This is a genomic window from Desulfobacterales bacterium, from assembly GCA_021647905.1.
In the GTDB taxonomy this organism is placed as follows: Bacteria; Desulfobacterota; Desulfobulbia; order Desulfobulbales; family BM004; genus JAKITW01.
In genome coordinates this window covers 1-23,097 of the sequence record JAKITW010000008.1, presented here as the reverse complement: position 1 = coordinate 23,097, position 23,097 = coordinate 1, and the positions used below count along the sequence as shown (strand labels likewise).

At 58.6% G+C, this 23,097-nt stretch carries 22 protein-coding genes and 1 tRNA gene; 22 read left to right on the top strand and 1 reads right to left on the bottom strand.

Annotated elements, in window-relative coordinates:
- Nucleotide 1: 1 nt before the first annotated feature.
- From L3J03_02520 to L3J03_02475, 10 genes are all read left to right on the top strand, one after another.
- Nucleotides 2–1,003 (top strand): NADH-quinone oxidoreductase subunit H, encoded by a 1,002-nt coding sequence (locus L3J03_02520; protein MCF6289864.1) that lies wholly within the window; start codon nucleotides 2–4, stop codon nucleotides 1,001–1,003.
- 2 nt (nucleotides 1,004–1,005) lie between these two features.
- Nucleotides 1,006–1,446, top strand: a complete 441-nt coding sequence (locus L3J03_02515; GenBank protein MCF6289863.1) for an NADH-quinone oxidoreductase subunit I — start codon at nucleotides 1,006–1,008, stop codon at nucleotides 1,444–1,446.
- Entirely contained in the window at nucleotides 1,446–1,985 is a 540-nt protein-coding gene (locus tag L3J03_02510; GenBank protein ID MCF6289862.1) for an NADH-quinone oxidoreductase subunit J, read from the top strand. The genes L3J03_02515 and L3J03_02510 overlap by 1 nt, the downstream gene beginning before the upstream one ends.
- Nucleotides 1,982–2,308, top strand: coding sequence for an NADH-quinone oxidoreductase subunit NuoK (nuoK, locus tag L3J03_02505; protein ID MCF6289861.1), 327 nt, complete (start codon nucleotides 1,982–1,984; stop codon nucleotides 2,306–2,308). Before L3J03_02510 ends, nuoK begins: the two co-directional genes overlap by 4 nt.
- An 18-nt stretch (nucleotides 2,309–2,326) precedes the next feature.
- Nucleotides 2,327–3,820: a monovalent cation/H+ antiporter subunit D family protein gene (locus L3J03_02500; protein ID MCF6289860.1), complete on the top strand. Its 1,494-nt coding sequence runs from the start codon at nucleotides 2,327–2,329 to the stop codon at nucleotides 3,818–3,820.
- A gap of 4 nt (nucleotides 3,821–3,824) precedes the next feature.
- The gene (locus tag L3J03_02495; protein MCF6289859.1) at nucleotides 3,825–4,073 is read left to right on the top strand and encodes a hypothetical protein; all 249 of its coding nucleotides are present in this window, start codon (nucleotides 3,825–3,827) and stop codon (nucleotides 4,071–4,073) included.
- Complete coding sequence (locus L3J03_02490; GenBank protein MCF6289858.1) at nucleotides 4,066–5,847, top strand: Na(+)/H(+) antiporter subunit D; 1,782 nt, start codon at nucleotides 4,066–4,068, stop codon at nucleotides 5,845–5,847. Before L3J03_02495 ends, L3J03_02490 begins: the two co-directional genes overlap by 8 nt.
- 27 nt (nucleotides 5,848–5,874) lie before the next feature.
- Nucleotides 5,875–7,404 carry an NADH-quinone oxidoreductase subunit M gene (locus L3J03_02485; GenBank protein ID MCF6289857.1) on the top strand — a complete coding sequence of 510 codons (1,530 nt, stop codon included), beginning with the start codon at nucleotides 5,875–5,877 and terminating at the stop codon, nucleotides 7,402–7,404.
- Nucleotides 7,405–7,553: 149 nt separating this feature from the next.
- Nucleotides 7,554–8,978 carry an NADH-quinone oxidoreductase subunit N gene (locus L3J03_02480; GenBank protein MCF6289856.1) on the top strand — a complete coding sequence of 475 codons (1,425 nt, stop codon included), beginning with the start codon at nucleotides 7,554–7,556 and terminating at the stop codon, nucleotides 8,976–8,978.
- Nucleotides 8,979–9,484: 506 nt separating this feature from the next.
- Nucleotides 9,485–9,814, top strand: a complete 330-nt coding sequence (locus L3J03_02475; GenBank protein MCF6289855.1) for a cytochrome-c peroxidase — start codon at nucleotides 9,485–9,487, stop codon at nucleotides 9,812–9,814.
- 92 nt (nucleotides 9,815–9,906) lie between these two features.
- Here L3J03_02475 and L3J03_02470 read toward each other — a convergent pair whose 3' ends face one another.
- A complete protein-coding gene (locus tag L3J03_02470; GenBank protein MCF6289854.1) occupies nucleotides 9,907–10,995 on the bottom strand; it encodes a hypothetical protein in 1,089 nt (362 codons plus the stop codon).
- Between the two features lie 264 nt (nucleotides 10,996–11,259).
- Between L3J03_02470 and L3J03_02465 the strand changes: the two genes are divergently transcribed.
- From L3J03_02465 to L3J03_02410, 12 genes are all read left to right on the top strand, one after another.
- The gene (locus L3J03_02465; GenBank protein ID MCF6289853.1) at nucleotides 11,260–12,477 is read left to right on the top strand and encodes a glycosyltransferase; all 1,218 of its coding nucleotides are present in this window, start codon (nucleotides 11,260–11,262) and stop codon (nucleotides 12,475–12,477) included.
- Between the two features lie 369 nt (nucleotides 12,478–12,846).
- The gene (locus L3J03_02460; protein ID MCF6289852.1) at nucleotides 12,847–13,980 is read left to right on the top strand and encodes a Re/Si-specific NAD(P)(+) transhydrogenase subunit alpha; all 1,134 of its coding nucleotides are present in this window, start codon (nucleotides 12,847–12,849) and stop codon (nucleotides 13,978–13,980) included.
- A gap of 13 nt (nucleotides 13,981–13,993) precedes the next feature.
- Complete coding sequence (locus tag L3J03_02455) at nucleotides 13,994–14,287, top strand: NAD(P) transhydrogenase subunit alpha (protein ID MCF6289851.1); 294 nt, start codon at nucleotides 13,994–13,996, stop codon at nucleotides 14,285–14,287.
- Nucleotides 14,284–15,663 (top strand): NAD(P)(+) transhydrogenase (Re/Si-specific) subunit beta, encoded by a 1,380-nt coding sequence (locus tag L3J03_02450; GenBank protein ID MCF6289850.1) that lies wholly within the window; start codon nucleotides 14,284–14,286, stop codon nucleotides 15,661–15,663. The genes L3J03_02455 and L3J03_02450 overlap by 4 nt, the downstream gene beginning before the upstream one ends.
- Before the next feature lie 119 nt (nucleotides 15,664–15,782).
- Nucleotides 15,783–16,577, top strand: coding sequence for a hypothetical protein (locus L3J03_02445; protein MCF6289849.1), 795 nt, complete (start codon nucleotides 15,783–15,785; stop codon nucleotides 16,575–16,577).
- Nucleotides 16,570–17,037 (top strand): RDD family protein, encoded by a 468-nt coding sequence (locus L3J03_02440; GenBank protein ID MCF6289848.1) that lies wholly within the window; start codon nucleotides 16,570–16,572, stop codon nucleotides 17,035–17,037. The genes L3J03_02445 and L3J03_02440 overlap by 8 nt, the downstream gene beginning before the upstream one ends.
- A gap of 251 nt (nucleotides 17,038–17,288) precedes the next feature.
- Nucleotides 17,289–17,364, top strand: a tRNA-Phe gene (locus L3J03_02435).
- Nucleotides 17,365–17,865: 501 nt separating this feature from the next.
- A complete protein-coding gene (fusA, locus tag L3J03_02430) occupies nucleotides 17,866–19,947 on the top strand; it encodes an elongation factor G (protein MCF6289847.1) in 2,082 nt (693 codons plus the stop codon).
- Nucleotides 19,948–19,973: 26 nt separating this feature from the next.
- Nucleotides 19,974–20,678 carry a hypothetical protein gene (locus L3J03_02425; protein MCF6289846.1) on the top strand — a complete coding sequence of 235 codons (705 nt, stop codon included), beginning with the start codon at nucleotides 19,974–19,976 and terminating at the stop codon, nucleotides 20,676–20,678.
- 212 nt (nucleotides 20,679–20,890) lie between these two features.
- Nucleotides 20,891–21,691 carry a phosphoribosylformimino-5-aminoimidazole carboxamide ribotide isomerase gene (hisA, locus tag L3J03_02420; GenBank protein ID MCF6289845.1) on the top strand — a complete coding sequence of 267 codons (801 nt, stop codon included), beginning with the start codon at nucleotides 20,891–20,893 and terminating at the stop codon, nucleotides 21,689–21,691.
- Between the two features lie 425 nt (nucleotides 21,692–22,116).
- Complete coding sequence (locus L3J03_02415) at nucleotides 22,117–22,656, top strand: RsbRD N-terminal domain-containing protein (protein MCF6289844.1); 540 nt, start codon at nucleotides 22,117–22,119, stop codon at nucleotides 22,654–22,656.
- Nucleotides 22,657–22,691: 35 nt separating this feature from the next.
- Nucleotides 22,692–23,097, top strand: a 406-nt coding sequence (locus L3J03_02410) for a menaquinol oxidoreductase (protein ID MCF6289843.1), incomplete at its 3' end; no start/stop codon positions are given.

Here is a 23,097-nt window from a genome sequence, read left to right as displayed (position 1 = left end):
TATGACTGCAAACCCTGTTGTACGGCTGCTCATATCCCTGTTGGTGGTTATCGGCTTCATCGCCTTTAACGCCGCCTTCCTGGTCTGGGTTGAACGGAAGGGCGCCGGCCACATCCAGCGGCGGATCGGCCCGAAGGAGGTCGGCCCCTACGGCCTCCTGCAGACCGTGGTTGACGGCGTCAAGCTGATGAGCAAGCAGCTTTTTGTGCCCGACCATGTCGATCCGATCCTCTTCCGGGTGGCGCCGCTGTTGATCCTGATTCCGGCGGTGATGAGTTTTGTCACCATCCCTTTCAGCGACGTACTGGTGGCCCGGAAGATCGATCTGGGCCTGTTGATGGTCTTTGCCTTTGCCTCGGTCAACGTGCTCGGCCTCTTGATCGGCGGCTGGGGTTCGGGCAACAAGTATGCGGTGATCTCCGCGGCCCGGGCCGTGTCCCAGAACGTGGCCTATGAGATCCCGATGCTGGTCACCACCATTACCATTGTGATGATCACCGGCACCCTGAACATGAACGAGATCGTGGCCCAGCAGGCCGGCGGCTTCTGGAACTGGAATATCCTGCCGCTGGGCAAGAACTTTCTCCTGGCCGCGATCATGCCGATCTCCTTTCTGATCTTCTTTATCTGCTCCCTGGCCGAGACCAACCGGGCCCCGTTCGACATGGCCGAGGCGGAGAGTGAACTGATCGCCGGGGCCTATACCGAGTATCCGGGCATGGGCTTCGGGGTCTTTTTCATGGGTGAGTATGCCAACATCATTGTCGGCTGCGCCCTGGCCACCATCCTGTTCCTGGGCGGCTGGCAATGCCCGTTCGGCCTCTTCCCCGGGGTGCACTGGTTCCTGATCAAGCTCTATCTCCTGATCTTTACCGTGGTCTGGATCCGCTGGACCTATCCCCGTACCACCATTTACGGCCTGCTGAACCTTTCCTGGAAGGTGCTGATCCCCTTCTCCCTGTCGATTCTCCTGCTGACGGCCGCCATATTAAAGGTGTTGTAACTATGAGCAACTACTGGAGCGATGTTTTAGGCGGGACCAAGAGTCTGGCCGTGGGCCTGGGCATCACCATCAAGGCATTTTTCCAGCCGGTGGTGACCATGCAGTATCCCCGCGAATACGTGAAGATGACCCCGCGGTTCCGGGGACATATCGACCTGGTCAAGAACGAGGAGACCGGCGGACCCAAATGCATTGTCTGCGGGATGTGCCAGAAGGCCTGCCCCTCGGGATGTATCACCCTGGCCGGCAAGAAACCGGAGGGGTCCAAAAAAAAGGTCCTGACCGAATACACCCTTGATTTTACCAAGTGCAGCCTCTGTGGTCTCTGTGTTGAAAGCTGCAAGCCGGGCGCGATCGACTTTTCCAAGGAGTTCAACCTGGCCGGGCCGAGCCGAGAGGCGTATGTGTTTGATCTCATCAAAAGACTAAAGGAAAGAAGCTGATGGTGTCTGTGTACACGGCGGAAGGGCTATCGGAACTGGTGTTCCTGGCAGTGATCGGGGTTACCGTGCTCGGCGCGGTGATTGCCACCAATTCGGTGCGGCTGATCCGGGCGGTAACCGGGCTTGCCCTCTGTTTTATCGGGGTGGCCGGTATTTACTACTATCTGAACAGCCCCTTTGTCGCCATGATGGAGATGCTGATCTATGTCGGCGCGGTCTGCGTGACCATTGCCTTTGCGATCATGCTGGCCGATCCGGACCCCGGCGAGCGGCCCGGCGGTTCGGGCCTGCTGGCCGGCGGGGCCAGCTTCCTGGTCGGGGTCCTGTTCTTCTGGGGGCTGACCGCCCTGGCCGCCATGACCCCGTGGGCCGCGGCCCCGGCCAAGTTGAACAACGGCTCAATGCTGGAGATCGGTACATCTCTGCTCACCACCTACAGCATGGTCTTTGAACTCATCTCCGTGGTTCTGCTGGTGGCGATTATCGGCGCATTGGTTCTCGGTCGGCCCGGCCGCGGACTGGGCGGGAGGGAATCATGACAATCATGAGTTTAAGCAACAGCCTGGACATCTACCTGATCCTCGGCGCCCTGATGTTCGGCATGGGGATGTACGGCATGGTCCAGCGGCGGACCCTGATCGGGATGTTGATTGCCGCGGAACTCGTTTTATGCGGCGCCTCGATCAACTTCATGGCCTTTAACCGCTTTCTGGCGCCGGACCCGACGGTGGGCCAGATCTTTACCCTGTTCATCATGGGGATTGCCGCGGCCGAGGCCGCCATTGCGCTCAGCATCATCATCGCCGTTTACCGCAACTACCGGTCCGTTGAAACCGAGGACGTGGTGGAACTCAAAGGATAAGGACGAGGGCAGACCACTATGCAAACCATTATCTCCATAAGACCGGTGCTTGCCATACTTGCGGCCCTGGCCTGCGTTTTACTTATCATATTTTCCCGCCGGAGACCCAACCTGCGTGAGTTCTGGTCTTTTGTCTGCGCGGTTGTCATGTTCTCCATCGTCGCCTCGATGATCCCCGACATATGGGCCGGCAACCGCATTGAATATACGCTGTTCCGTATCCTGCCGGGCGTCAGCGTCAAATTCGGGGTGGACGCCTTTGGCATGGTCTTTGCCGTGGTTGCCTCCTTCCTGTGGATCGTGACGGTATTCTACTCGGCCGGCTATATGAGGGGACTCAATGAACATGCCCAGTCCCGTTTTGCCTCCTGTTTCGCCCTGGCCCTGTTCGGCGCTGTCGGCGGCGCCATGGCCGGCAATTTTTTCACCCTCTATCTTTTTTATGAAATCGTCAGCATCTGCACCTACCCCCTGGTCGGTCACCACCAGGATGAGGAGGGCTATGACGGCGCCAAAAAATATCTGGTCTACCTGGCCGGCACCGCCAAAATGATGCTGTTGCCGGCCCTGGTCCTTACCTACGTGGTGTGTGGGACCCTGGAATTCCCGACCAACATCCATACCGGCATCTTCCCGGCCTCCGCCGACCCGACCCTGGTAACGATTATCTTTATCTGCTGCCTGGTGGGCTTCGCAAAAAACGGCATCATGCCGTTCCATCACTGGCTGCCCGGCGCCATGGTCGCGCCGACCCCGGTTTCCGCCCTGCTGCATGCCGTGGCCGTGGTCAAGATCGGGGTGTTCGCCACTACCCGGGTCATGCTCTATGTGTTTGGTGTCGATACCATGGCCCGCCTGCACCTGGGCATCCCGACTGCCTATTATGTCTCCTTTACCATTATTCTGGCCTCGGTCATCGCCCTGACCAAGGACAATCTCAAGATGCGGCTCGCCTATTCAACGGTCAGCCAGTTGTCATATATAATACTGGGGGTGGCCCTCCTTACCCCCAGCGCCGTCCAGGGCGGCATCATCCATATCGCCAATCACGCCTTTGCCAAGATCACCCTGTTCTTCTGCGCCGGCGCCATCTACGTTGCCACCCACAAAAAAAATATCTCCGAGATGAACGGCCTGGGAAAGAGCATGCCCTTTACCTTTGCCGCCTTCGGCCTGGCCTCGCTGACCATGATCGGGGCCCCGCCGGTGGCTGGTTTTGTCACCAAATGGAAACTGCTGATGGGCACCCTGGAGATGCATTCCAGCCACTATATAGCCTTCATCCTGGTGCTGCTGGCGTCCACCCTGCTCAATGTGGCCTATTTCGCGCCGATCACCTATAGGGCCTTCTTTGGCAAGCGGCCGCCGGGCGAGGTTTATGAAGGAGTGAAGGAGGCACCCATCTCCATGGTGGCGCCACTGTTCTTAACTGCAATTATTTCCGTTCTTATTGGCATCTATCCTGACTTCTTCATGTCCTTTGTTAAACTAGCAATCCCATCAATTTGGTGATGTCATGAATCTGGTAAAATTAATCGACTTTTTTCGTGATCGGCTGAAGATTGTAATCCGCTGTTGCTACGGGGTGTTGGCCTTGCTGGTGGTTATTGATATCTTTGTCGACAAGACCCACGCCCACACCAGGATAGAACACCTGCCCGGTTTCTGGTCGGTGTTCGGTTTTGTCGGCTGTGCGCTTATCATTATTCTGTCAAAATGGTACGGCCATCTGGGTATCATGACCCGCGAGGACTATTATGACTGATTTTATCCATCCTGCATTTATCATGATCATCGGTGCCCTGCTGCTGCCGCTGTTTCGGGGGCCGCTCAGAAAGCCCTATCTTGTCCTGGTGCCGGTGCTGGCCTTTGCCTCGGTAATCCATCTCAGTGGTCATCACGGTACCTACGGGATATTTCAGTTTCTGGACTGGCGCCTGGTTTTCGGCCGGGTGGACAAGCTGAGCCAGGTATTCGGCTATATCATGACCCTGATGGCCATCATCGGCACTATCTACGGAATGCACGTTGAAGAAGACGCCCAGCACATCGCGGCCTGGCTCTACGTGGCCGGGGCTCTGGGGGTGATTTACTGCGCCGATTTCATGGTCCTCTTCCTGTTCTGGGAACTGATGGCCTTTGCCTCTGTTTTCCTGGTCTGGTTCAGAAGAAGACCGGAATCAATGCCCGCTGGTTACCGTTACCTGCTGGTCCACACCGCGGGCGGCCTTATTCTGCTGGCCGGCATTATCCTGCGCTACCGGGCCACTGGCGGTGATCTTTCCTTTACCCTGCTCAATGTCAATAACCCCGAACTTTACACCTATCTGATCATGTGCGGCTTTATGTTGAATGCCGCAGTGCCGCCGCTGCATGCCTGGCTGCCGGACGCCTATGGTGAGGCAACGGTGGGCGGGGCGGTCTTCATGTGCGCCTTTACCACCAAGACCGCGGTCTATGCCCTGGCCCGCGGCTGCGCCGGCCTGGAGATCCTGCTGCCCCTGGGCGTGTTCATGGCGCTCTATGGCGTGGTCTATGCCGTGCTTGAAAACGACTGCCGCCGGCTGCTCGCCTATCATATTATCTCACAGGTCGGCTACATGGTCGCCGGCGTCGGCATTGGCACTGAGATGGCAATCAACGGCACCTGCGCCCATGCCTTTGCCCATATCCTCTACAAGGGACTGTTGTTCATGGGCTGCGGTTCCGTGCTGCAGATGACCGGCACCAGCAAGTTCACCGAACTGGGCGGCCTGTACAAAAAGATGCCCATGACCTTTGTCTTCACCCTGATCGGCGGCCTGTCGATCTCCGCCTTTCCCCTGTTTTCCGGCTTTGTTTCCAAATCGATGATCATTGCCGCTGGTTTTGAGGAGCACATCTACTGGGCCGGGTTCGGCCTGACCCTGGCCGGCGCCGGGACCTTCCTCCATACCGGCCTGAAGGTGCCCTACTATATCTGGTTCGGTAAGAACAACTGCAGCAAGAAAGTATGGGAAAGGGCCAAGGAGCCGCCGCTCAATATGAACGTGGCCATGGCGATAGCCGCATTTCTCTGCATCTTCATCGGCTGTTACACCCCCTATCTCTATAACATGCTGCCCTATCCGGTCCTCTGGAATCCGTATACGGCCTATCATCTGTCGGAAACCATGCAGATCCTGCTGTTCACGGCCCTGGGCTTCTTCCTGCTGCTCAAGAAGCTGACGCCGGAGCCGACGATCAGCATCGACATGGACTGGTTTTACCGGATGGGCGGCCGCGGCGTTTACTGGCTGGCCAGCAAACCGATTCAACTGGTCGATAACGGGGTTAGCATGGCCTACCAGTGGGCCGGCCTTATTCCACTCATGACCACGGCCCGCTTCTGGTCCTGGTTTGACTGGCACGGCATCGATGGGGTGGTGGACGGCATTGCCCGCACGGTTCGCCGGACCGGCGACCGGGTCCGGGTCCTGCAGAGCGGCCAGCTGCAGTACAATATTTTCTACACGGTATCGATCATCGCGGTGTTGATTGTCGCTTACGTGCTCGGCTAACCTAATAAGTTTTCAAGGATAGAGGGAATGCAAGATTTTCTGATCATGAATAGTTTGGGGTTCCCCATTCTGAGCGTGCTGATTTTTCTGCCGCTCGCGGGTAGTATGCTGCTCTTCCTTCTTCCCAGCGACGGGGGCGCCAAATTCTGGACCCTGCTGGTCACTCTGGTAACCGCGGCGATCTCCCTGATCCTGTACCGGGACTTTAATACCGGGACCGCCATGTTCCAGTTCGGCGAGCACCACGCCTGGATTCCGATGCTGAAGATAAACTATACCCTGGGGGTGGACGGGATCAGCCTGCTCCTGGTACTGATGACCACCCTGCTCATGCCGCTGTGCGTATTGGGTTCCTGGCGCTACATCAAGACCCGGGTGCGGCCGTTCATGTTCTGCCTGCTGATCATGGAGACCTCGATGCTCGGGGTGTTCATGGCCCTGGACTTTGTTCTCTTCTATATCCTCTGGGAGGCGATGCTGATCCCGATGTACCTGCTCATCGCCATCTGGGGCGGACCGCGCAAGGTATACGCCTCGATCAAGTTCTTCCTCTATACCCTGGCCGGCTCGGTGATGCTGCTTGTGGCGATCATCGCCCTGTACCTTGAAAACGGCACCTTCTCCATCCCGATGATGATGGGCAATGGCTACTCTTCCGCCTTCCAGTTCTGGGTGTTCCTGGCCTTTTTCCTGGCCTTTGCCATCAAGGTGCCGATGTTCCCCTTCCATACCTGGTTGCCGGCGGCCCATGTTGAGGCGCCAACCGCCGGCTCGGTGATCCTGGCCAGCGTACTCCTGAAAATGGGCACCTACGGTTTCTTGAGGTTCTGCCTGCCGATTACCCCGGAGGCCAGCCTGGCCCTCATGCCCTATGTACTCTGGCTGTCGGTGGCCGGCATCCTTTACGGCGGCTTTACCGCCCTGGCCCAGCAGGACATGAAAAAACTGATTGCCTACTCCAGTGTCGGTCATATGGGTTTTATCACCTTGGGGATCTTTGTTTTCAATACCCAGGGAATCGAAGGGGCCCTCCTGCAGATGATCAACCACGGGGTCACCACTGGGGCCCTGTTCCTCTGCGTCGGGATGATCTACGAGCGGACCCACAGCCGGGAACTGGCCGTTGCCGCCGGGGTGGGTCAGTACATGCCGGTCTATGTCACTTTCCTGGCATTCTTCTCGCTGTCGTCCCTGGCCTTTCCAGGTACCAACGGTTTTGTCGGCGAATTCCTGATCCTGGCCGGCGCCTTTACCCATAACAAGATCCTGGCCGCCTGCACCATCCCCGGCGCGCTCCTGGCCGCCGCCTATATGTTCCGGATGCTGCAGCGGGTGGCCTGGGGCGGCGTCAACAACCCGGACCAGTCCCATCTCAGCGACCTCTCCGCCCGGGAGATCCTGACCCTGGCCCCGTTGCTGCTCTTTGTCTTCTGGATCGGTCTGGCGCCAAAGCCGTTTATGGACATCATGCATACCAGCGTCGCCCACCTGATCGGTCAGGTGGAGGTGGCGAAAATCCAGCAATCCGCCGCGATGCTGGCCACCCTGGTCCCTTAGGAAACTTGATGAACTCGTAATAACCCGAAAGGCTTCAAATGCCACCCAATAAAATCAACAAGTTACAAGACGAATCACGTCCGTCGAGCGGGTTGTTGCGAGACCGACAAACTTGTAAGGAATTAATTGTAATCCTGGAAGGATAGACAATGAAAATGGCACTGTTCCTCCCCGAGTTATTTCTCCTCTTCAGCTGCCTGGTGGTTTTTCTGCTGAGCCTGGGCAACCCGGCCCCGCGCCGAGTCCGCAACATCACCACCGGGCTGGTGGTGATCAGCGTGCTGGCCTGTTATCTGAGCCTGGACATGAATGGGGAATTGTTTTACCGGGCCTATCGGATTGATTTATTTTCGCAGCTGTTCAAGCTGTTGATCCTGGGCGGGCTGGCCCTGCTGCTCCTGTTCAGCACCGAGTTGAAGGGGATCCGCGAGAATACCCGGACCGAATACTATCTCTTTCTTCTGTTGAGCACCCTGGGACTGGTGATGCTGGTGAGCTGCGTTGAGCTGCTCTCCATTGTCGTTGCCCTGGAACTCTCCTCGTTCGCCTTGTATATCCTGGTGCCGATGCGTGATGATCATGCCGGCCTGCGTACCCAGATGGAGGCGGGCATCAAGTACATCCTGTTCGGCGTGGTTGCCACCGGGGTGATGCTTTTCGGGATGAGCTATCTCTTCGGCCTGACCGGTTCCACCTACCTGAACGAGATCGTGCCGGCCATTGCAAACATCGGTCCCACCCCGGCGGTGGTGGTCGGTCTGTTGATGGTAATGGGCGGTTTTTTCTTCAAGCTCGGGGTACTCCCCTTTCATTTCTGGCTGCCGGATATCTACCAGGGCGCCTCCAACGAGACCACCACCTTTATCGCCGCAATACCGAAACTGGGCGCCGTGGCCCTGCTGATCCGGGTGACCGGGATGGCCGAGCCAGCCGGCGACAGCGTGGCCTCGGTACTTGCGGTCCTGGCGGTCTGTTCCATGTTTTACGGCAACCTGTCGGCCCTGGTCCAGAAAGACATCAAGCGGATGCTGGGCTTTTCCGCGATCGCCCATGCCGGTTTCGTGATCCTGGGTATGATCACCCTGAAAGAGTCGGGCTATGCCTTTGCCATCTACTATATTACCGGTTATATGGTGATGAACCTGGCCTGCTTCCTGGTGATCTGCAAGGTGTCGAGCCAGGGCGAGAATATCCTGGTCAGCGATCTCACCGGGCTCTACAAACGGTCGCCGATTCTGTCCCTGACCCTGACCGTGGGCATGTTCGCCCTGGCCGGAATCCCGCCCTTTGTCGGGTTCATGGGTAAATTCATGCTGTTGACAAACGCCCTGGAGAACGGTTTCCTGACCGTGGTCATCCTGGCGGCCCTGAACACCGCCATTGCCATCTATTACTACCTGTCGGTGGTCCGGGTCAGCTTCTGCACCGATCAGGAGGAACGGGGACCGCTGACCGTGGACTTTTCCACCAAGCTGGTCAGCCTGGCCCTGATGCTGATCATCATTGCCATGGGCGTGGCCCCGGCCGGGATGGTGGAGATCGCCCAGAGCGCGGTCAAGAGCATCATGATGTAAGTTTTTTAATCTTGAATCCCTTTCAAGGCGCAGGAATTCGATTTCTGCGCCTTTTTTTGTTTGTTTGCGCCCTAGCTTTTTCCTGTCAGATTTTCCTGCAATAAGGCCGTATGAAACATTTTTCCTAGTGGTAAAGGGGGTATATTCCTAGGTTTCTGGCAGGTTGCTACCTGACATTTTCCTCGTAACCTCCTGGTATTGTGTCATTTTGATTTTTGTGGCATCTGTACAAGCTGGTGTTGATTTGTGTCACCGGGCAAAGGTGATGAACTCGTAACAACCCGAAAGGCTTCAAATGCCACCCAATAAAATCAACAAGTTACAAGACGAATCACGTCCGTCGAGCAGGTTGTTGCGAGACCGACAAAGGTGATGAACTCGTAACAACCCAAAAGGCTTCAAATGCCACCCAATAAAATCAACAAGTTACAAGACGAATCACGTCCGTCGAGCAGGTTGTTGCGAGACCGACAAAGGTGAATGACTTCAAAAAAAGGAGGAACGTCATGAACAACAAGTTTTTTGTGATCAGTCTGCTGCTCGCCGGTTCCCTTCTGCTGGCCGGCTCGGCCCTGGCCGCCAGGTCGTCGGTGGACCTGGGCAAACAGCTCTTCAATGATCCGGCCCTGGGCGGATCCGCCAACGACAAATCATGCAACTCCTGCCATGCCGACGGCAAGGGGCTTGAAAAGGCCTCTGCCAATCCCAAATTGGTCAAGATGATCAATAAATGTATTACCGGGGTGTTGGCAGGCCGGAAAATCGACGGTCGCTCGGTGGAGATGCGCTCATTGAAGATGTATATCGAGTCCCTGGAAGGGGCCGGGCGGCAGTAAGGGTTGGCGCTGGCCGTAAACGCAAAAAAAAACCAGGGCAGGCGGTGAAACGCCTGCCCTGGTTTTTTTATCGCGGGTCGAGCAAGGATGTATTATCGGCGCAACCGTTTCCCAGCCACCTCTCCCGGGTCGCGAATCACCGCCGGATCGGCCAGCACCCGGGCGAGGATGCTGTCTTCCCCGGCCTGGTGCCGGGCATAGCTCCGGCCCACCGCATTGTTGTTGCGATCCATTATTGTCTCCTCCCGGGTGTTGCCGGACATCCCCTGTTCATGGGCATCGGTTACCTGCTTGGCAAAGGCCGGCCCATACTCCCGGGTAAGGATAAAACTCCACAGCACATGACGGAAGGCATCCTCCGGCACAGAGGCGCTCCGGGCCGCGGCCTGCTGAGCGGTGTAGCGGGCATGGTCCCGGATCCGCAGGAGCCGGGGCGCCCTGACCGGGTTGGCGGCGAGCAGGCTTATTTCCGCCTGGGACAGGGGCCGTTTCAAGGTCATCTCCTGGGAGATCCTGACCAGGTCAAGTTCGTTCATGCTCAGGGAAGACCCCTGCGGCCCTTCCTTGATCATGATCCGGGCGGTATGGCTCTTCCGCTGGATCGGAAAGGTGACCGAACCGGTGAAAAAGACCGGCAGGGAGCAGGTCCCGGTCTTGACCATATCGCGGCAAGCGGCAACCAGCGCAGCCACCTGAGCCCGGGCCCGCCCCGGATTCAGGGGATCCAGGGAAAAGCGGACAACCAGTTCGTCGCCGTCAAGGCGCGACGGCGCGGCGTGCAGGCCGCCTGTCCCGGCATTGGCGGTTTCAGCCTGCGGAATTACGGTTATTCCCCTGGCCTGGAGGAGAAAGGAACGGGTGCTGATATCGACCAGACGGAGATTTACCCGGTCCACTCTCAGGGAGATGGCCTGGTCTTCGGGGAAATAGCTGTTTTTCTTCAACTTCACCCGGGCCGAGACATTCTGCCAGGCCGCCTGGTCATAGGAGATCAGTTCGGCCCGGGCAAAATCAACGCTGGTCAGCTCGATGCCGTAGTCAGCCCCCTTGGCGGCGATCATTGCAATGGCCTTCCTGGTCCCGAGGTCGAGCAGGGGGCCGGAGGCCAGATAGAGCACGCCCAGGGATGCGACGGCAAGAATCAACAGGGTCAACAGGAGAAAAAAAAGTTTTCGCATCACAAGTACTCTCCAGGCTTAAGGGACGGCTTTGAAAAAATCCCGCGGGCAGCGGGCGATGCAGGCCGGCAACCATGGGGAGACTCCAAGAATCCTTCTTGCCGGTCAGACACTATCTAATAGCGGATCCCGGGACCTGTCAAGGATTAACGGTTGGCCGGATCTCCGTATTTTTTCTTGACAATCACCAGGCCCTATTCTATACGAAGGCAGGGTAATACCCCCCCCGAACGAATTCCATAACAGTCTCCATGCCCGCTGATTCCCATGGGAAAAAAAATCGCCTACCTGGTGTCCCGGTTCCCCCATCTTCCGGAAACCTTTATTTTACGGGAGATGAGCGAGCTTGTCCGGCAAGGCGAGTCCATTTTTCTCTACCCGTTGATTCGGCAACAACAGCCGGTGGTCCACCAGGAGGCGGAGTCCTGGCTCGGCCGGGCCCGTTTTCTTCCCTTTCTCTCGCCCAGGGTCCTGGAGGCCGGGCTGGGCACCTTGGCGCACCGGCCGGCCGTGGTTGCCGCTCTGTTCGCCCGCACCGTGCGCGGCAATCTGCCCAGCCGCAGGTTTCTGGCCCGGGCCATGGCCCTTTTCCCCAAGGCGTTATACGCCGCCCGCTTGATGCAGGAGCAGGGGATCGAGCATATCCATGCCCATTATGCCACCCATCCGGCCCTGGTGGCCTGGTTGATTCACCGGTTGACCGGGATCAGTTACAGCATCACGGTCCATGCCCATGATATCTTTGTTGATACCACCATGCTCGGCGTGAAGCTCCGGGAGGCCTCCTTTGTGGTCGCCATCTCCGAATATAACCGCGACTACCTGGCCCGGACAGTGGGTCCCTGGGTCCGGGAAAAGATTGAGGTGATCCACTGCGGCATTGAGCCGGAACAGTATGCCGCGCGGCAGGGCACCCACCGGCCGGGCCAACGGTTCGAACTGCTCAGCATCGGCAGCCTGCAGCCCTACAAGGGATATTCCTATCTGATCCGGGCCTGTGGTCTGCTCCGCGACCGCGGGGTTCCGTTCCGCTGCCGGATCATCGGCGGCGGCGGGGAAGCCCGGAACCTGGCCCGGCTGATCGCCCGGGAACGGCTCGGCTCTTTAGTCGAACTGGCAGGCCCCCTGCCCCAGGAGGAAGTGGCCGGGATATTGCCTTCGGCCCACTGTTATGTCCAGCCCAGCATCGTCACCCCGGCCGGCAAGATGGAGGGCATCCCGGTCTCCCTGATGGAGGCCCTGGCCTGCGAGTTGCCGGTGCTGGCCTCAAACCTCTCCGGGATTCCCGAGTTGATCCAGCCGGACAAGACCGGCTACCTGGTGGAACCGGCCGATCCCGCGGCCCTGGCCGCGGCCCTGGAACAGATCTACGCGGAGCCGGCCCGGGCCGGGCGCCTGGCCCGGGCCGGCCGCAGTCTGGTCCGGGACCGCTTTGCCCTGAAGAAAAATGTCCGCCAACTCGCGGCCCGGTTCGGTTCAGTGTAAGCCGGCCACCCCCTGGCAGGGACAACAATTTCAGAGCGCCCCCCATATAAACCGGTGCAATTATCGCTGGAATATGGTAATTCGCACAACCCCTGAGATTTCTGTCCGGGGTTGATAACTCATCTCTTCCGTGTTACAACAATGCAGCTTTAAGGGAGGGAATGTTTCCCGCAATTATGCCCTGGAGGCACGAACTGTCGCCGAAAGGGGGTAGTGCTGCGGGATTTTTTTACCATCCATGAATGATAAGGATCCTGGGGCCGGTCCGGTCCGCTGGCACACTTCTTATGACGGGCAGGTCGGTTGCGGGTTCGATCCCGAGACCGTTGGCCTGCCATTGCTACAGAATCTAGTAAAGGAGCCGCAGTTATGAAGATTGCTGCAATGAAGGAAACCCATCCGGGAGAGAAACGGGTTCCGCTCATACCGGCCACCGTGGACAAACTGGTCAAGCTTGGCGCCGGGGTGGAAATCGAGTCAGGCCTGGGGCTGACCTGCCGCTACCAGGATGCGGACTATGAAAAGGCCGGCGCCACGGTTAACCGGGATCGTCTCGCCCTGCTCGGTTCGGCGGATATTATCCTCCGGCTGCGCAAGCCGCCGCTGCAAGAGGTGGCGGACATGAAAAAGGGCTGTCTCCATGTCAGCTACCTGGACCCGTTCAATGAGCCGGATCTGCTGGAAAAACTCAAGGCGGCGGGCGTCAACGCGGTCAGCCTGGAGATGCTGCCCCGGTCCACCATTGCCCAGAAGATGGACGTCTTAAGCTCCCAGGCCAATCTGGGCGGCTATGTATCCGTTATCCTGGCCGCGGAACAGCTTGACAAGATTTTCCCGATGATGACCACCCCGGCCGGCACCATCAAGCCGGCCCGGGTCTTTATTATCGGCGTCGGCGTGGCCGGACTCCAGGCCATTGCCACCGCCCGGCGGCTCGGGGCCCGGGTGGAGGCGTTCGATACCCGGCCGGTGGTGGAGGAACAGGTCAAATCCCTGGGCGCCAAATTCGTTAAGATCGATCTCGGCGAGACCGGCCAGACCAAGGACGGCTATGCCAAGGCCCTGACCCCGGAACAGATCCGGCAACAGAAGGAGGGCATGGCCAAGGCCTGCGTCCAGGCCGATGTGGTGATCACCACGGCCCAGCTCTTTGGCCGGCCGGCGCCCAGGATCGTTGACCGGGAGATGATCGCCCGGATGCGGCCCGGCAGCGTTATCGTTGATATGGCGGTGGAGACCGGCGGCAATGTCGAGGGCTCCGAGCCGGACAAGGTCATTGAGGTGGAGGGCGTCAATATCATCGGCCTGGGCAACCTGCCCGGCCGGGTGGCGGCCACTGCCAGCCAGATGTACTCGTCCAACCTGGGTAATTTCATTGCCCATTTCTGGGACCAGGAGGGCAAGACCTTTAAGCTCAATCTTGACGACGATATCATGAAGGGGGCGCTGATCACCCATAACGGTGAGATCTTCAGTGAAACCTACAAGAGCATCATGAAATAAAAGAGGTTTATCAATGGAAGCCGTTTTTCTGACCTTTGTCTTTGTCCTGACGATTTTTCTGGGGTTCGAACTCATCGCCAAGGTGCCCTCGATCCTGCATACTCCGCTGATGTCCGGCTCCAACGCCATCTCCGGCATTACCCTGGTCGGCTCCCTGGCCTCGGTAAAGACCGGCAACGTCACCGTGGCCATTGTACTCGGCACCCTGGCGGTGGCCTTTGCCACCATTAACGTGGTGGGCGGCTATGCCGTAACCGACCGGATGCTGGAGATGTTCAAGAAGAAAGAGGGGGGAGGCGGACAATGAGTACCACTGAGCTGTTAATCAACTTCACCTACGTCATTTCGGCCGGGCTGTTCATCTTCGGCCTGAAGATGCTCAGCTCCCCGGCCACGGCCCGGCGCGGCAACATGATCTCGTCGCTGGGCATGCTGCTGGCCATTGTGGTCACCCTGATGAACTCGGGCCTGGATTATAAGTGGATCGCCCTGGGCATGGCCATCGGCACGGTGATCGGTCTGGTGGCCGCCTACCGGGTGCGGATGACCTCCATGCCGGAGATGGTCGCCCTGTTCAACGGATTCGGCGGTATTGCCAGCCTGCTGCTGGCCTGGGGCGAGTACCACCAGCATCCCGAGCTGTCGGTCTTCATCGCCATTGTCACCGTTCTGTCCGCCTTTATCGGCGGGGTCACCTTTTCCGGCAGCATGGTGGCATTCGGCAAGCTGAGCGGCACCATCACCAGCAAGGCGCTGGTCTTTTCCGGCCAGCATATCATCAACGGCCTGGTCCTGCTCACCGCGGTGGGCGCCGGCGTCATGTTCGCCAATGGTCCGGAGGCAGGGTATACCTACTTCCTGGTGGTGGTCGGGGTGGCCCTGCTCTTTGGCATCACCTCGGTTATCCCCATCGGCGGCGCTGACATGCCGGTGATTATTTCCCTGTTGAACAGCTACTCCGGCCTGGCCGCCTGTGCCGCCGGTTTCGTGATCCATAACAACATCCTGATCGTGGCCGGCGCCCTGGTGGGGGCCAGCGGGATCATCCTCACCAAGATCATGTGCAAGGCGATGAACAGGTCGCTGGCCAACGTGCTTTTCTCCGGATTCGGCGCTGTTGCCAAGAAGTCGGGCGACGGCCCCCAGGGCGAGGTCCGGCCGGCCACGGCCGAGGATGTCTACTACATCCTGGAGGCGGCTGATTCCGTGGTCTTTGTCCCCGGATACGGCCTGGCCGTGGCCCAGGCCCAGCATGTGGTCCGCGAACTGGGCGAGCTGCTGGAGAAGAACGGCACCGAGGTCCAGTACGCCATTCATCCGGTGGCCGGCCGGATGCCGGGCCACATGAACGTGCTCCTGGCCGAGGCCAATGTCCCCTATGATCAACTGGTGGAGATGGATGACATCAACCCCAATATGGATTCCGTGGACGTGGCCGTGGTCATCGGTGCCAACGACGTGGTCAACCCGGCCGCCCTGGACGACGAATCGAGCCCGATCTACGGGATGCCGATTATCGAGACCCACCGGGCCAAGACGGTAATCGTGCTCAAGCGCTCCATGGCCGCCGGGTTTGCCGGGATCCAGAACGCGCTCTTCTTCTATCCCAATACCCGGATGTACTTCGGCGATGCCAAGGCCTCGATCCAGGCCCTGGTCGCTGAATTCAAGGGCGCGGAGTAAGGCGTTGCCTTTTTTTCTTTATCCTTTCCCGTTGTTATTGTATACAAAAAGCATCGATACCGCTGTGCCGGCTCCTTGAGGCGAAGATCAACCGTACACCCTGGAACGAGGATCTTTCGATGCGCTGCCCAAAATGTGCCTATATCTCCTTTGACGATCTCTCTTCCTGCGCCAGTTGCGGCCGCGAGTTTCCCGGGCCGGACAACCAGCTGCAGGGAACCGGTGTTTCCGTAACCGCCCCCTTTTTTCTCGCTGCCACGGTTGACGGCATGGTCGATCGCGGCGGGGCGCTCGAACCGGAGGGGGATGATCTTGCCGGGGCCCTGTCAGGGGAGGAGGTTGATTTCCAGCTTGAACCGGAGGAGGAAGAGGTTGCGGCCGGTGGCAGGGAGATAGAGCCGGAGGCGGATATTGATCTTGAGCTGGCCGTTGAAACCGGGGCGGATGAAGGGGTTGTCCCGGAAGCAACGGCCGAGCCGGAGGATGACGGCGGCGCCGTTGCTTCCGGGGAGCGGATTTCCCTTGTTCTGGAGGATGAGTCAGAACCGGCCATTGATCTTCCGGCCGATGAAGAGCCCCCGGTGACATCGGCAGACAGGGCCGGGGAGGATGAGGTGCTGCTCGACCTGGCCGGCCTGGATGATCTGGACCTGGGCCGGGACCCGGCGAGTCCGGTTGATGACCAGCCCGACCTGGCCGTTGCCGAGGAGGAAGAGTTTGAAGACCTGTTTACCGACCTGGATCTTTTTGAAGATTCAGGGGGTGATTCCGTTACCGACCCGCTGGCTGGCGAAGAACCCGGCCTGACCCTGGCATTGGATGATGAAGGGGAAAAGCCGGTTGCCGACCCGGGGTCCGACCCGGAAGCAAAGGCGCCGGACTCCGGTCTTACCCTGGAAATTGACGATGAGTAACCGGCCGGACCCTGTTGCAGCGACCTTTGCCGAGCGGACCATGGCCCTTTTGATCGATTGCGCCTTGCTCACCCTGGGCCATGGGGCGGTATTTGCCCTGGTGGTCGCCGGGTTGAACGGTCTTGGTGCCCGGGCCCTGCTCGGTAGTATCATTGCCCTCTTTCTTTGCCTGCCGATTTTTCTGCTGGCCTATATTGTCCTGAGCATGGCCTACTTTACCCTGTTGCCCGCCTGGGGCGGGCAGACCCCGGGCAAGCTGGCCATGGGGATCCGGGTTGTCCCGGACGGGCAGCCGGCGACCCTGGGGGGTGCGTTTTTACGCTGGGTCGGTTACCTGGTCTCAACCCTTCCCCTTGGCGCTGGTTTTCTCTGGGCCGCCCTGGACAAGGACCGGCGTGCCTGGCATGATCACCTGGCCGCCACCGTGGTCCTGGTCAAACGCAAGGAGTACTCGTCCTAATTGTCGTTGTCACTCCACGGGCAACGGGCCGCGGCTGGAAATTACAGTGTATTTTTCGATGAATTCCGACCTCCCGGGAGTTCATCAAAATAGATGGACCTGTAACAACCCCAAACGCTTCAAATGCCACCCAATGAAATCAACAAGTTACAAGGTGACACACGTCCGTCTCGCGGGTTGTTGCGAGACCGACAAAATAACTTGACAAACAAAACACCCTTCCATATAGTTGCGTCTCCATTCACGATGGAGCCGAGATAGCTCAGTCGGTAGAGCACCGGACTGAAAATCCGGGTGTCCCTGGTTCAAATCCTGGTCTCGGCACCACTGCAAAAAAATGGAGGAGCTGCAGCCTGTCTGCAGCTCCTTTTTTTGTCCGTGATTTTACCCGCGAACAACAGGATCGCCGGTCTTGACGACCATCCATGCCCGGTGATCAGTCCCTTTTTTTATCGTTTGCCCCGCCATTGCGGAAAGCGGGCCGGCGGCAGCGTTTTTTTTTGCTTGACAGTGGCGGAAGCTCCGGGTATTACCCGCCGCAAACGGCCCCTCTGACAGGGGCCGTCATTTTTTGGCAGATGGCAAGACCCGGCGGATCAAGCCCGGGGTTTGAGGAAATCTTGATGAACTCGTAACAACCCGAAAGGCTTCAAATGCCACCCAATAAAATCAACAAGTTACAAGACGAATCACGTCCGTCGAGCGGGTTGTTGCGAGACCGACAAATCTTGAATAAGGTATAATGTGGCATCCGGAAGAGGGGAACAGGAGAACCTGGGTCTCAACGGATTGCGCGAGAAGGAACACGGAAAGGTTGAGGACGGAAAAATGAAGTGGAATATCGACAAGGTTCGTAATATCGGGATCAGCGCCCATATCGATTCGGGCAAAACGACCCTGACCGAGCGCATTCTGTACTATACCCAGCGGATTCACGCCATCCATGAGGTGCGGGGCAAGGACGGTGTCGGCGCGACCATGGACTCCATGGACCTGGAAAAGGAACGCGGGATCACCATCCAGTCGGCAGCCACCTACTGCTCCTGGCAGGACCATACGGTCAATATCATCGACACCCCGGGTCATGTCGACTTTACCATCGAGGTGGAGCGGGCCTTGCGGGTCCTGGACGGCGCGGTCCTGATCCTTTGTTCGGTGGGCGGGGTCCAGTCCCAGAGTATTACGGTGAACCGGCAGATGACCCGCTACAAGGTGCCGCGGATCGTCTTTATCAACAAATGCGACCGGACCGGCGCCAACCCCGGGCGGGTGGCCCGCCAGGTCCGGGAGAAGCTGGGCCTCAACGCGGTGATGATGCAGCTCCCCATCGGGCTGGAAAGCGACCTCAACGGGGTGATCGACCTGGTCAAGATGAAGGCGATCTATTTTGACGGCGATCAGGGGGAAACCATCCGTTACGACGAGATCCCGGCCGATCTGCTGGCCGAGGCCGAGGCCCGGCGGGAGGAGTTGCTGGATGCCGCCTCCATGTTCTCCGATGAACTGATGGAAGCAGCGCTTGAGGGCACCCCCACCGAGGAGATGATCATCGCGGCGGTACGGCAGGGAACCCTGGCCCTGGAGCTGGCCCCGGTGCTGGTGGGTTCGGCCTACAAGAACAAGGGGGTCCAGCCCCTTCTCGACGCGGTGATCAACTATCTGCCCGCTCCCGCGGATATCGAGAACACCGCCCTGGATATGGCCAACGACGAGCAGGAATTCACGGTTGTCCCTGATCCGGAAAAACCCTTGATCTCCCTGGCCTTTAAACTCGAGGATGGCCGCTACGGCCAGTTGACCTATGTCCGTACCTACCAGGGGGCGATGAAAAAGGGTGACACCATTGTCAACAGCCGTACCGGCAAGAAGGTCAAGATCGGACGGCTGGTCCGGATGCATGCCAATGAGATGGAGGAGATCGAGCAGGCCGGACCCGGCGATATCGTTGCCCTGTTCGGCATTGATTGCGCCTCGGGCGACACCTTCACCTCGCCCGAAGTCTCGATGTCCATGAGTTCGATGCATGTGCCGGAGCCGGTCATTTCCCTGGCTATCATTCCGGTGGACAACAAGTCCCAGGGCAACATGTCCAAGGCCTTGAACCGGTTCACCAAGGAGGATCCCACCTTTAAGACCTTTGTCGATCCGGAGACCAATGAAACGATCATCTCGGGCATGGGCGAGCTTCATCTCGATGTGTACATCGAGCGGATGAAGCGGGAGTACATGGCCGAGGTGGAGGCGGGCCGGCCGCGGGTGGCCTATCGCGAGACCATCACCCGGCGGGCCGAGTTCAATTACATCCACAAGAAGCAGACCGGCGGTTCGGGCCAGTTCGGCCGGGTGGCCGGCTACATGGAGCCCCTGGAAGAGGGTGAGTATGAGTTTGTCGATAAGATCGTCGGCGGGGCCATTCCGCGGGAATTCATCTCCTCTTGCGACAAGGGTTTCACCAAGAGCCTGCAGAAGGGCACCCTGGCCGGCGCGCCGGTCACCGGGGTCCGTTGCGTGATCAACGACGGCGCCGCCCATGCGGTGGACTCCTCGGATGTGGCCTTCCAACTGGCGGCAGTGGGCGCCTTTAAGGAAGGATACCTCAAGGCCAGGCCGGTGATCATGGAGCCGATCATGAAGGTGGCGGCGGAAGGACCGTCCGAGTTCCAGGGCGCGGTGATGGGCAGCCTGAACCAGCGCCGGGGGATCATTATCGGTACCACCGAGGAAAGTAACTACACCGTGGTGGAGGCCGAGGTCCCGCTGGCGGAGATGTTCGGCTATTCCACGGTGCTCCGCTCCCTGACCCAGGGCAAGGCCGAGTTTACCATGGAGTTCAGTGCCTATAAGCCGGTGCCCAAGAGTGTTGCCGAGGACGTAATCAAGGCGTACCAGGAAGAAAAGAACAAGAAATAAGTTTTACTTATCAGAGGAGTCACGCCATGTTAGATAAAGACCTGGTAATGAATAAAACGCTGCGTATATTGAACCGGAAGCAGGGAGAGGACTCGACCGGCTGCCGGATGGGCGTGGTGATCGCCCGGGCCGGCCTGGGCAAGACCGCCATCCTGGTCCAGATCGCCCTGGACAACATCTTCCATGGCCGCAATGTTCTGCATGTCAGTGTGGGTGAAGGGCTGGAAAAGGCCAGGGCCTGGTATGATGACATGTTCCTGCATGTCACCGGCGACCTGCCGGCCGACCGTGCCGCCGAACTGGCGGAGTATGTTCAGCGCAACCGGATGATCATGACCTTTAAGGAGGCCGTATTCAGCCGGCCCAAGCTGGAGGAGCGGTTGAACGACCTGGTCTACCAGGATATCTTCCGGCCGGACTGCGTGGTGGTGGATGGTTTTGATTTTTCCGCGGCTGATTTTGACGAGGTGGCTGATATCAAGGACCTGATGTCCTCGATGAACCTGCAGGTCTGGTTTTCGGCATTGAGCCATCGGGCCGACCAACGGGTCAGCAAGGAGGGGATACCGGCGCCCTGTCACGATATCGCCGACCTGTTTGAAACGGTTATCGTGCTCAAGCCCGAGGCCCCGGGAATCAACCTTCACGTCATAAAGGACGAGACCGCCTGCGTGGTTCCTGGTAAGGTGTTGGCCTTGGATCCGTCCAGCATGACGGTTCAGGAGGGTTAACCCCGCATTTTTCACCGGCACTCCGGCGGCGAGCCAGGGAAGTACTGCGTCTGCTTTGTGTTGCCTCGTATCCACGCCCCTTGCCGACTTCTCGCAACGACCGGTGCAGGAAATGCGGATTACGGTGATCTGTATCGGCTGACAAGCCAATGCCGCCGCCGGCATCGAAGAAACAGCGACCGCCGCGGCTGCCAACCGTTTTTGAGGAAGGCATGCGATTCAGGCCCTGCATCGATCTCCATCACGGCAAGGTTAAACAGATTGTCGGCTCGACCCTGCGCGAGGACTCGCCCCGGGAACTCCAGACCAACTTTGTCGCTGATCTGTCCGCGGCCCACTATGCCGGCATGTATCGCCGGGACGGCCTGGCCGGCGGTCATCTGATCATGCTCGGTCCCGGTAACGAGCAGGCGGCCCGGGAGGCCCTGCAGGCCTTTCCAGGGGGCCTGCAGATCGGCGGCGGCATCAAGGCGGACAATGCCGTTGCCTGGCTCGACCGGGGCGCCGGGGCGGTGATCGTCACCTCCTATGTGTTCCAGGGCGGCATGGTCCACGAACACCGGCTGCGTGAACTCCGTGACCTGGTGGGCCGGGAACGGCTGGTCCTTGACCTGAGCTGCCGCAGACGGGACGGGCTCTATTATGTGGTGACCGACCGCTGGCAGAGGTTCACCGAAGTGGTGATCAATTCCCAGACCCTTTCCTATTTTTCCAAGTACTGTTTCGAATTTCTGATTCACGCCGCCGATGTCGAGGGCAAGTGCGCCGGTATTGCCGAGGACCTGGTCGAAGAGCTGGGGCGCTGCTGCCCGATTCCGGCAACCTATGCCGGCGGGGTCCGTAATATCGACGACCTTGAACGGATCCGCGAACTGAGCCACGGGCGGCTTGACGTGACCGTGGGCAGCAGCCTGGACATCTTCGGCGGCACCGGGATTACCTATGCCGAGGCCCTGGCGCTGCATAACCGCTGGCAGGCCCACGATGCATCCCCGGCCGCTCCGGTTGCCTGACCATCAAGAGTTTTTCCGTTTTTGATCCAACTCCTGCCGCCGCCACCGGTATCCAGGTTGCTCCGGCTGCCCCATGTCTTTTGTTTCATTGGTCGTTATACCACAAACGTCAGGTCCGGTTACGGCCTCCAGCCCGTGATTATTGATAAAATTGCAGAATAAACTTCGTCCGAATCGAATCCGGTGGCGGGCCGAGGTGGTATGACGCCGGAACCATCTGAATTTGCACCAAATGTCAGGACCAAGATCAACCCGGCCCGGGGGTCGAACCAATTTCCGATTTTTTTTCGGGTTGACTTTATTACGGCCCAACTATTTTCTTGTTGAAAATTCATTGTAAACATGATAGAAAATCCGCTTACAATTATGAATGACTATTCAATCATATCCACCCGTCCTCTTGGGGACAGCCCCAACATAAAAAAATGAGCCTGGATACCTTGCTGGACGAAAAGAGAGCAGACCTCGGAGCAAAGTGGATCAAGCTGGTGCTGGCCACTTACGGGGCCCCTGAATTTCTCAACAGTCAACAGAACCGTTTTGCCAATCCCATTGGATATACGGTAACCGCCGGGATCGGTAAAATCTTGCAGGTGCTTGTGTCAGGCAGTGACCTGGCTACGGCCGCGGCCCCCCTGGAGGAGATCATCAAGATCCGGGCTGTTCAGGACTTTTCTCCCTCCGACGCCGTCTCCTTTGTGTTCGGGTTGAAGCAAATAGTCCGGCACGAGTTACGGAAGGAACTGCGGGACGCAACAGTGCCGGCCGACCTGGCCGGGTTCGAGGCCCGGGTCGATTCCCTGGCGCTTATGGCCTTTGATTTATATATGGCCAGCCGGGAGCGGCTGTTCCAGGTCCGCCTGAACGAACTGAAGAGCGGGAACCATGTGCTGACCGATGACATGGTCTGCCCGTCCGCGTTTCTCCGGCAAGAGCGCAAAGGGTCCGCGGCAAAACATAAGTAACCTTAAGAGTTCAACATGAAGCGAGGTAACGATAAATGAAGCATTCATTCCTTGCAGTAATCGGCTTGGCGTTGATTGCATTCCTGGGCGCACAGGTGTCCGGCCTGCAGTATCTCTTTGGGGTGGTCTTCCCCTATCTGGCCTTTGCGATGTTTCTGGGAGGGTTTGTCTACAAGGTTCTGGGCTGGGCCAAGTCGCCGGTGCCCTTCCGGATCCCGACAACCTGCGGTCAGAGCCATTCCGTTCCCGGAATCAAGCAGGACAAGTATGACTGTCCCACAACCACCGGCCAGGTGGTCGTCCGGATGATGCTGGAGATATTCCTGTTTCGCTCTCTGTTCCGCAACACCAAGGCCGAGATCCACGGTGGTCCGAAACTGACCCACGAGTCCAGCAAGTGGCTGTGGATCGCCGGACTGACCTTCCATTACAGCTTCCTGG

What these genes read in the sequence shown, in the direction of transcription:
- L3J03_02490 (MCF6289858.1), top strand. Translation starts at nt 4,066, where the DNA reads ATGACTGATTTTATCCATCCTGCATTTATCATGATCATCGGTGCCCTG.
- L3J03_02495 (MCF6289859.1), top strand. Translation starts at nt 3,825, where the DNA reads ATGAATCTGGTAAAATTAATCGACTTTTTTCGTGATCGGCTGAAGATT.
- L3J03_02475 (MCF6289855.1), top strand. Translation starts at nt 9,485, where the DNA reads ATGAACAACAAGTTTTTTGTGATCAGTCTGCTGCTCGCCGGTTCCCTT.
- L3J03_02455 (MCF6289851.1), top strand. Translation starts at nt 13,994, where the DNA reads ATGGAAGCCGTTTTTCTGACCTTTGTCTTTGTCCTGACGATTTTTCTG.
- L3J03_02425 (MCF6289846.1), top strand. Translation starts at nt 19,974, where the DNA reads ATGTTAGATAAAGACCTGGTAATGAATAAAACGCTGCGTATATTGAAC.
- L3J03_02465 (MCF6289853.1), top strand. Translation starts at nt 11,260, where the DNA reads ATGGGAAAAAAAATCGCCTACCTGGTGTCCCGGTTCCCCCATCTTCCG.
- L3J03_02445 (MCF6289849.1), top strand. Translation starts at nt 15,783, where the DNA reads ATGCGCTGCCCAAAATGTGCCTATATCTCCTTTGACGATCTCTCTTCC.
- L3J03_02450 (MCF6289850.1), top strand. Translation starts at nt 14,284, where the DNA reads ATGAGTACCACTGAGCTGTTAATCAACTTCACCTACGTCATTTCGGCC.
- fusA (MCF6289847.1), top strand. Translation starts at nt 17,866, where the DNA reads ATGAAGTGGAATATCGACAAGGTTCGTAATATCGGGATCAGCGCCCAT.
- L3J03_02480 (MCF6289856.1), top strand. Translation starts at nt 7,554, where the DNA reads ATGAAAATGGCACTGTTCCTCCCCGAGTTATTTCTCCTCTTCAGCTGC.
- nuoK (MCF6289861.1), top strand. Translation starts at nt 1,982, where the DNA reads ATGACAATCATGAGTTTAAGCAACAGCCTGGACATCTACCTGATCCTC.
- L3J03_02485 (MCF6289857.1), top strand. Translation starts at nt 5,875, where the DNA reads ATGCAAGATTTTCTGATCATGAATAGTTTGGGGTTCCCCATTCTGAGC.
- hisA (MCF6289845.1), top strand. Translation starts at nt 20,891, where the DNA reads ATGCGATTCAGGCCCTGCATCGATCTCCATCACGGCAAGGTTAAACAG.
- L3J03_02510 (MCF6289862.1), top strand. Translation starts at nt 1,446, where the DNA reads ATGGTGTCTGTGTACACGGCGGAAGGGCTATCGGAACTGGTGTTCCTG.
- L3J03_02440 (MCF6289848.1), top strand. Translation starts at nt 16,570, where the DNA reads ATGAGTAACCGGCCGGACCCTGTTGCAGCGACCTTTGCCGAGCGGACC.
- L3J03_02520 (MCF6289864.1), top strand. Translation starts at nt 2, where the DNA reads ATGACTGCAAACCCTGTTGTACGGCTGCTCATATCCCTGTTGGTGGTT.
- L3J03_02415 (MCF6289844.1), top strand. Translation starts at nt 22,117, where the DNA reads ATGAGCCTGGATACCTTGCTGGACGAAAAGAGAGCAGACCTCGGAGCA.
- L3J03_02500 (MCF6289860.1), top strand. Translation starts at nt 2,327, where the DNA reads ATGCAAACCATTATCTCCATAAGACCGGTGCTTGCCATACTTGCGGCC.
- L3J03_02460 (MCF6289852.1), top strand. Translation starts at nt 12,847, where the DNA reads ATGAAGATTGCTGCAATGAAGGAAACCCATCCGGGAGAGAAACGGGTT.
- L3J03_02515 (MCF6289863.1), top strand. Translation starts at nt 1,006, where the DNA reads ATGAGCAACTACTGGAGCGATGTTTTAGGCGGGACCAAGAGTCTGGCC.